Below are 6,749 nucleotides of genomic sequence, written 5' to 3'. Positions count from 1 at the left end.
ATTCGGGATTCGGGATTCGGGATTCGGGATTCGGGATTCGGGATTCGGGAAAAGGCTAAAACGCCGGCCCTGGTTTTGCTCGTCTTTGCCCGTCGTCCCCGCGCAGGCGGGGTTCCGGGGCTTTACCGCGGCATGGCTTTGAAGTCTCTGGATCGGCTACGCCGAAGTAAAGCGAAGCCTGCCTGCGCGGGAATGACGAACAAGACCGCTGCAGGTAGCCAGAACCGCTCGGTCGGAGAACCAACTCAACCGCACCTACCGCTCCGGCAACGGAACGGGACTGCCCAAAGCGAATCCCGAATCCCCACTCCCGAATCCCAGCCCCTCAGCGCCCCGGCTCGTCGTTCCACAGGATCTTGTGCAACTGCAGCTGGAACCGTACCGGCAGGCGGTCGGCGACGATCCAGTCGGCCAGGTCGCGGGGCTTGATCTGGGTGAAGCTGGGCGAGAACAGCACGTCGCAGACTTCGGTAAGACGGTGCTCGGCGACCACCGCCTTGGACCAGTCGTAGTCCTCGCGGCTGCAGATCACGAACTTGACTTGATCGCGCGCGGTCAGCAGCGGCAGGTTGCTCCACAGGTTGCGGTGGACTTCGGCCGAACCCGGGGTCTTGATGTCGAGCACGCGCGACGCCCGCGCGTCGACCGGGCCGATGTCGATCGCGCCGGAGGTCTCCAGCGACACGTCGTAGCCGGCGTCGCAGAGTTTTTCCAGCAGGGCGATGCAGCGTTTCTGCGCCAGCGGCTCGCCGCCGGTCACACAGACGTGGCGGGCGCCGTGCTTGGCGACCTCGGCCAGGATGGCGTCGAACTCCCACCACTCGCCGCCGTGGAAGGCATAGGCGGTGTCGCAGTACTGGCAGCGCAGCGGGCAGCCGGTCAGGCGCACGAACACGGTCGGCCAACCGATGCTGTTGGATTCGCCCTGCAGCGACAGGAAGATTTCGGTCAGCCGCAGGCGCTCGGACGGCGCGGCGGCCGTCTCGGGGGTAACGGCGGTGTTCACGGTAGGACTCAGTTGCGCAGCCGGCTCAGCTGGATCGCGTTGAGGCGATCGGAGGCCGTGCGGGCGGCGTCGGTGCCGGGATAGCGGGCGGCGACGTCGGCGAGCGTGCGCTCGGCGGCATCGACCTGTTTCAGGCCGAACTGGGCCAGGCCGATCTTGAGCAGGGCGCCGGCGGCCTTGTCGTGGGTCGGGTAGCGATCGAGCAGGGCCTGGAACTGCTCCTGCGCGAGCTGGTAGTTCTGGGTCACGTAATAGCTTTCGCCCAGCCAGTACAACGCATTGGGCGCGTAGGCGCCGCTGGGGAAGTTGCCGAGAAAGGCCTGGAACAGGCGCGCGGACTCGACGTACTGGCCGGCCTTGAGCGCGCCGAAGGCGGTGTCGTAGGCGCCGCGCTCGTCGCCGCTCTGGGCCAGCAGGCCCGGATCGCCGTGCACGCTCGGCGCGCTGTCCTTCACCGCCGGGGGCGGCGTCGGAGCGGCGGCCTGCGGCGCGGCCCCGGCCGCCGGTGCCGCACCCGCACCGCCTTCGAGGCGGTTGAGGCGGTTGTCGGTGTCCAGGTACTGGGCCTTGCTGGTGTCCTGCAGCTGCTTGTTGAGCTGCTGCAGTTCCTCGACCTGGGCGCGCAGGGACTGCAGCTCGGTCTTGAGCTGGGTCACCTGGTTGAGCAGATCGAGATTGGCCTGGTTGTCGGCGGCGCGCTGCTCGAGGACCGCGACGCGGTCGGCGAGGCTGGCGCGCTGCGCGAACGCGGGCGTGGCGGCCGAAAAGGCCGCCACGATCGCCAAGGCTAGTGCGAACTTGCGCATCGCTGTGAGCCTCGTGGTTCTGCGTGGACGCTACGGTCGCCGATTACTTGGCGGTGTAGACGATCTCGACGCGGCGGTTCTTGGCCCAGCAGTCTTCGTTCGACTCGGTGCAGACCGGGCGCTCTTCGCCGTAGGAGGTCACGGTGATCTGGCTGCCCGAGCCGCCGTTGGCCTGGATCGCCGAGGACACCGCGTTGCCGCGGCGCTCGCCGAGGCCGAGGTTGTACTCGCGGCTGCCGCGCTCGTCGGCGTTGCCTTCCAGGGTCATGCGCGAGGACGGACGGTCGCGCAGGTACTTGGCGTGGCAGCCGACGATGTTCTGGAACTCCGGCTTCAGCGCGTCCTGGTCGAGGTCGAAGTACACCACGCGCTGGCGCAGGCAGGCGTCGGTGTCCAGATCGTTCGGACCGTAGGCGCCGGAAGCGACCGTGCCGGTATCGCTGGGCACGGTGGTCGACGGGCCGGTACCGGTGTCGGTCGGCGGAACTTCCTTGACCTTCTTCGAGCAAGCGACGGCCGCGGTACACAGCACGGCGGCGAGCAGGAGGCGAGCAGTGTTGTTCATGGGGTTTCCTCGTCAGATGGAGCTGTGGGGCAGGAGTCGTTCGGGGGTGTGGCGCGATCCGCGCGCGGGGCGTTCCGGCGCAGCCGGCGGGTCAGCGCGGCAGGCGGTAAGGTCCCCAGGCCGGTTCGCGCACATCGCCATCGGCGAGGACCAGGCGCTGGCGCACCCGGGCATCGGCGGAAACGGCATAGAGCACGCCACGGCGTCCTTCGCGCGCAGCATAAATGATCATGGAGGCGTTCGGGGCAAAGCTGGGGGACTCGTCCAGCGAGCCCGGCGACAGGGTGCTCCAGCGCGGCGAGCCCAGGCTGGCGTCCATCATCGCGATCCGGTAGGTGTTGCCGGCGCCCTGGGCGGTGGCGATCTTCTTGCCGTCGAAGGACACGCTGGCGCTGGCGTTGTAGCTGCCCTGGAAGGTGACCCGGGTGGCGCCGCCGCCGCTGGCCGCGACCTGGTAGATCTGCGGTTTGCCGCCGCGGTCGGAGGTGAAATAGATCTTGCTGCCGTCGGCCGACCAGGTCGGCTCGGTGTCGATGCCGAAGTGGTTGGTCAGCTGGGTCAGGGCCTTGCTGCCCAGGTCCATCACGTAGATTTCGGGGTTGCCGCTGCGCGACAGGGTCAGGGCCAGGCGGCGGCCGTCCGGCGAGAACGCCGGCGCGCCGTTGATGCCGCGGTACTTGGCGATCAGCTCGCGGCTGCCGGTGCCGATGTTCTGGATGTAGATCGAGGAGTTGCCGCCCTCGAAGCTGACATAGGCCAGGCGGCTGCCGTCCGGACTCCACGACGGCGACAGCAGCGGTTCCGGCGAGCGGACCACGGTCTGCGGGTTGTAGCCGTCGGAGTCGGCGACCATCAGCGAGTAGTTGCTGCCGCGGCCGGTGCCGGTGGCGGTGACGTAGGCAATGCGGGTGAAGAACGCGCCGCGCACGCCGGTGATCTTCTCGTAGACCGCGTCGGCGATCTGGTGGGCCACGTCGCGCATGGCGTTGGAACGCGCGGTCAGGGCGAAACCGAGCAGGCGCTGCTGCTTGGCCACGTCGAACAGCTCGTACTCGACCCGGTAGCTGCCGGCGCCGGCGTCGGCGACGCGGCCGACGACGATGTAGTCCTGGTTGAGCGCGCGCCAGTCCGGATAGCTGATCTCGCTGCCGCGGGTCGGCTTGGACGCCATCTGCTCGACCGGCAGACCGCGGAACTGGCCGGACCGGTTGAGGTCGTTGCGCACCACCTCGGCGATATCGGTCCCCGGCGCGGCCGCGCCGCCCTGGTAGGGCATCGGCACCACGGCGATCGGCAGGGCGGAGGCGTTGCCGCCGACGATGTCGATTTCCAGGCCCTGCTGTTGGGCCGAGGCCGCGAGGGGAAGCAGGACAGCCAGCAGCGAAGCCAGCCAGCGCAGAGGTCGTTTCATCGGCACTCCGTGAAGGTTCGACGGGGATTTGTTCAGGTTCGGCATTGTTAACGCTGAAGAGTGAACGTGGGCTCAAAGCCGGGGGTCAATCGTGCGACGGCGGCGGTTTCGGCCGCGAACGGTCACGATCGGCACGGCACAGAGGGGACGAACAGAGGGCGGAAGCGCCGCCCTGCCCTGTTCAGCGATCCTTGCCGCGCTCGCGCAGGCGCTGCCACCAGCGCCTGCGCGGCGGATCGTCGGGGTCGGGGCCGCGGATCTCCAGTCGCAGCACCGGGCGGAACACCTGTTCGTAGCCCTGGTAGGGCAACGGCTGGGCAGCGCGCGCGGCGGCGGCGAAGGACTCCCGCGCCGGCGCATCGAAGCTGCAGGGCTGGGCCGCGGTCACCGCGCTCACCTGCCCGCCGGGACGCTGGCGCAGTTCAAACACGCAGACCCGATCGGCGCCCAGGCCGGTCGGCGGCTGCCAGTGCGCCAGCACCGCGTTCTGGATTTCCTCGGCGTAGCGCTGAGCCTTGTACGGCGTGCAGTGCTCGGGACGGGCGGCGCAGGGGCCCGCGGCCGGACCGGCGGCGGCCGCGGTCCAGGCGCAGGCGGCCAGTGCGGCAGCGAGCGGCCCGCGGCCGCGCAGTCTGCTGCGTTCGCCGTCCGAGGCCGCCACTCAGCGGTCCTCGGCCTTGAAATTGAGGTTGAGGTTGCGCGAGAACACGCTCTCGAAGCCGGCGTAGGGCAAGGGCTGGGCCTTGAGCACCGCGGCCTCGATCGAGCGCCGCCCCTGTTCGTCGTAGGCGCAGGGCTCGACCACCTCGACCGCGATTACGCTGCCGCCCGGCAACTGGCGGATATTCAAGCGGCAACCGGCGCCGACCGGAATCGAATCCGGCCGGGTCCATTTCTGCACGATCGCCGCCTGCAGGGCCGCGGCGTAACGCGCCGCCAGGCCGGTGTCGACGCCCTGATTGCCGCTGTTGACCGGGGTCGACGCGGCCGCGGCCTGGCTGGCCTTGGCCGCGCGCGCGTCGGCGATCTGCTGCAGCTTCTGCGCGCTGAGGTCCTGCTCGCGCTGCAGGCGCGCGCGCTCGCGGCGGATCTCCTCGAGCTTCTTCTGGTTCTCCAACTGTTGCTGTTGCTCGGCCAGGCGCTGCTTCTGCTGCGCCTCTTGCTGGCGTTTCTGCTCGGTCAGGTCGACCTGGGCCTGCTTGGCCTTGGCCTCCTGCACCTTTTGTTCTTCGGCGCGGTTCGGGGTCGGCGTGTCGACCACCTGCTCCTGGGTGGTCTCGTCGGGGACCGGAATGAAATCCTGCGGCGACTGCTGCTGCGGCGCGACCGCGTCCTGCGGCTTGGGTTCGGGCACCGGTTGCGGCAGCGGCTGGGCCTCTTCCGGTTCCGGTTCCGGTTCCGGCTCGGGCTGCGGCAGCGGCTCGGGGCGATTGCGCAGAGTGCGCTGCATCGCCGCGGAAAGATCGCTGAACTCGGTCAGCTCGGACGACAGCGGCGAACCGGCGGCGGATACCTGCTCGCTCGGCCGCCACAGCATGCTCAACAGGATGGCCGCGACCAGCAGGCCGTGCAGCAGCACGGCCAGCAGCACCGCTTGGGTGGTGTCGGCGCGGGTTTCCCTCATCGCTTGGCGCCCTTCTCCGGCTGGCTCATCAGGCCGACCTTCTGCACCCCGGCGTCCTTCAGGATGTTCATCGCATCCATGATCGGCTGGTAGTTGGCGCGGCCGTCGCCGGCGACGAACACCTGCAGCTTGTCCTTGCCGTTCTGCTGGACCAGGGCGCGGACCTTGGTTTTCAGGGTTTCGGCGCTGACCGCCTCGTTGCTGCCGGCCTTGACCGCCAGGAAGAAGTTGCCTTTCTCGTCGACCTGGACCACGACCGGGTCGGTCTTGGTGTCCATCGACTTGAGGTTGGAATTGGGCAGGTCGACGTCGATGCCGAGCGTCAGCAGCGGCGCGGTGACCATGAAGATGATCAGCAGCACGAGCATCACGTCGATGTAGGGGACGACGTTGATCTCGGCCTTGAGCTTGCGTTTGCGATGGCGGCGGATGGCGGTGCCGGACATGGCGGACTCCTCGGTTAGGCGCGGCGCCCGCGGCGATGCGGGCGCGGGCGGGTGCGGCGGATGGGCTCGCGCCGCATCACTCGTCCAAGTGCGCCTGGCGCTGCAGGATCGAGGAGAACTCTTCGGAGAACGCGTCGTAGCGCACCGCCAGGCGCTCCACGCCGGTGGCGAAGCGGTTGTAGGCCCACACCGCCGGGATCGCCACGAACAGGCCCATCGCAGTCGCCAGCAGCGCCTCGGAGATGCCCGGCGCGACGTCGGCGATGCCGACCTGCTTGGACGCCGAAACCAGCGAATGCATGGTCACCATGATGCCGAACACGGTGCCGACCAGGCCGATGTAGGGCGAGGTCGAACCGATGTTGGCCAGCAATTCCAGGTTGTGCTCCAGGCCGTCGAGCTCGCGCGAGCCGGTCGCGCGCATCGCCCGCTGGGCGCCTTCGAGCTGGGCGCGGGAATCGACGCCGCGGCGCTGGCGGATGCGGTTGAACTCGCGGAAGCCGGATTCGAAGATCGCCTCCAGGCCGCCGATCGAGCGGCTGCGCTCGGTGGTGCCGGCGTACAGCTTGGACAGCTCGGCGCCGGACCAGAAGCGCTCTTCGAACTGGTCGGCCTCGGCCTTGGCGCGGCGGATCACCTTCCACTTGCGGAAGATGATGATCCAGGACGTGAGCGAGGCGACCACCAGCAGCAGCATGATGAACTGCACCGGGATGCTGGCCTTGATCACCAGATCCAGCAGATTGAAGCTGGCGGCGGCGTTGCCGGCCGCGGCCGCGCCCTGCGTCACGGCCTGGGCGGCTTCCTCCGGCAGGGCTTCCACGGTCGTGGCCAGAAGCGCGAACAGCGATGACGTCATGCTTGGTTCTCCATAGCCCGAAACGCGGGCCT

At 68.9% G+C, this 6,749-nt stretch carries 8 protein-coding genes; all 8 read right to left on the bottom strand.

Annotation, left to right across the window (positions count from 1 at the left end; genetic code table 11):
• Window positions 1-325 precede the first annotated feature (325 nt).
• Window positions 326-1,006 carry a 7-carboxy-7-deazaguanine synthase QueE gene (gene queE / locus TX83_RS15810; protein ID WP_064748933.1) on the bottom strand — a complete coding sequence of 227 codons (681 nt, stop codon included), beginning with the start codon at window positions 1,004-1,006 and terminating at the stop codon, window positions 326-328.
• A gap of 8 nt (window positions 1,007-1,014) precedes the next feature.
• Complete coding sequence (gene ybgF, locus TX83_RS15805) at window positions 1,015-1,812, bottom strand: tol-pal system protein YbgF (RefSeq protein ID WP_064748932.1); 798 nt, start codon at window positions 1,810-1,812, stop codon at window positions 1,015-1,017.
• 43 nt (window positions 1,813-1,855) lie between these two features.
• Entirely contained in the window at window positions 1,856-2,377 is a 522-nt protein-coding gene (pal, locus tag TX83_RS15800; protein ID WP_064748931.1) for a peptidoglycan-associated lipoprotein Pal, read from the bottom strand.
• Between the two features lie 91 nt (window positions 2,378-2,468).
• Window positions 2,469-3,788: a Tol-Pal system beta propeller repeat protein TolB gene (gene tolB / locus TX83_RS15795; protein ID WP_064748930.1), complete on the bottom strand. Its 1,320-nt coding sequence runs from the start codon at window positions 3,786-3,788 to the stop codon at window positions 2,469-2,471.
• Window positions 3,789-3,969: 181 nt separating this feature from the next.
• The gene (locus TX83_RS15790; RefSeq protein WP_064748929.1) at window positions 3,970-4,449 is read right to left on the bottom strand and encodes a hypothetical protein; all 480 of its coding nucleotides are present in this window, start codon (window positions 4,447-4,449) and stop codon (window positions 3,970-3,972) included.
• A complete protein-coding gene (gene tolA / locus TX83_RS15785; protein ID WP_064748928.1) occupies window positions 4,450-5,412 on the bottom strand; it encodes a cell envelope integrity protein TolA in 963 nt (320 codons plus the stop codon). It abuts the gene before it with no gap.
• The gene (gene tolR / locus TX83_RS15780) at window positions 5,409-5,858 is read right to left on the bottom strand and encodes a protein TolR (RefSeq protein ID WP_064748927.1); all 450 of its coding nucleotides are present in this window, start codon (window positions 5,856-5,858) and stop codon (window positions 5,409-5,411) included. Before tolR ends, tolA begins: the two co-directional genes overlap by 4 nt.
• 76 nt (window positions 5,859-5,934) lie before the next feature.
• Complete coding sequence (gene tolQ / locus TX83_RS15775; protein ID WP_064748926.1) at window positions 5,935-6,717, bottom strand: protein TolQ; 783 nt, start codon at window positions 6,715-6,717, stop codon at window positions 5,935-5,937.
• Window positions 6,718-6,749: the final 32 nt, after the last annotated feature.

It is taken from the genome of Lysobacter antibioticus HS124 (assembly GCF_000336385.2).
Classification (GTDB): Bacteria; Pseudomonadota; Gammaproteobacteria; order Xanthomonadales; family Xanthomonadaceae; genus Lysobacter; species Lysobacter firmicutimachus.
This window is presented reverse-complemented; position numbering and strand designations above follow the sequence as displayed.